Annotated in this window: 1 protein-coding gene; it reads right to left on the reverse strand. The window is 69.7% G+C overall.

The window, feature by feature from the left end; all coding sequences use genetic code 11:
• Positions 1-50: 50 nt before the first annotated feature.
• Positions 51-1,269: NosD domain-containing protein (locus tag DBR36_RS16405; RefSeq protein WP_181373657.1), on the reverse strand; the 1,219-nt coding region annotated here is incomplete at its 5' end.

Genomic DNA, 1,269 nt, shown 5'->3' on the forward strand with positions numbered 1-1,269 from the left:
TCGCCGTCGCCGGGTCGTCGGGCGCCCCGACGACGAAGACGAGGTCGGTGTCAGGCCGAGCAGAAGACATTCGTGTTCCCGCTTCCCGCGGCGTCGATGTCGTTGTCGCACGCGACCGTGACACCCCGCGTCTTGTCGTGGACCCAGACCCCGTAGCCGGAGGTCCCGGCTACGCCGGTGTTGGCCCGGAAGTCGTTGTCGTAGCCCCAGTCGCCCCAGCTCATCGAGGCGTAGGCGTTGCCGACGGCCGTGTCGCCGGTGTTGCCGGTGACCGACCATCCGTTGCCGGTGACGAGGACCCATCCGAGCGAGCGCGAGCCGGCGAGTACGCCCTCGAAGGAGTTGTCGGCGATGATGCCGTCGCTCGTCCCCTCTTTCGCGTCGATCCCCTCGGCACCGGTCTGCACGAACCGGTTGGCGATGACCATGTTGCGGTCCGAGGCGTCCGCGTAGCCCTGCGTGACCTCGGCCCAGCGCCGCTGCGAGGTGCCGATGTACACGCCCTCGCCGTAGGCGACGTCGAGCGAGCCGGTGCGGCCGAGGACCGAGTGCGCGACGATGCTGTCGGTGGTGAGGGCGTACAGGTGGATGCCCTCGTAGCCGGTGTCGCGCACGATCAGGTCGCTGAGGACCAGGCGCGAGCTGTACTTGACCATGACGCCCTGCAGCGAGCGCGCGACGGTGAAGCCGGTGAGCACGACGTTCGAGGACTGCTCGACGCGCAGCGCCGTGCCGCTGTCGATCGCCCCGGTGGTCAGCGTCGCCTTGGACGACCCGCAGATCCAGATGGGGCGGTCGGCGGTGCCCGACGCGCTCAGCAGGAACTGGCCGGTGTAGGTGCCGTCGGCGAGGCGGATGACGCTTCCCGGTGCCGCGGCCTTGAGCGCGGCGGTCAGCTCGACGGCGTTGGTCACCGTCGTCGTGGCGGTCGGGCAGTCGGCGGCGCGCGGGATGTCGGTGGTGTCGAGCGGGTCGACGGCCTCGGCGGTGACGACGAAGGAGTCCAGGTGCGTCATGCGTCCGCCCGAGGCGGTGTTCTTCGACCCCGATCCGACGATGGTGATCGTGTGCGAACCCGGGGTCACGGGGGCGCTGTAGCCGATCACGGCGGTCGCGCTGGACTTGGCGTAGTTGTCCACCCGGGCGACCTCGGCGCCATCGATCAGGACGCGGACGATGCCGGCGTTCGGCGACTTCCACGTGTACCAGGTGATCCATCCGCCGGTGAAGGTGAGACTGGCGGATGCCGTCGACACGGTGCTGTAGCGG

The sequence above is a fragment of the Microbacterium sp. HMWF026 genome, assembly GCF_003061325.1.
In the GTDB taxonomy this organism is placed as follows: Bacteria; Actinomycetota; Actinomycetes; order Actinomycetales; family Microbacteriaceae; genus Microbacterium; species Microbacterium testaceum_E.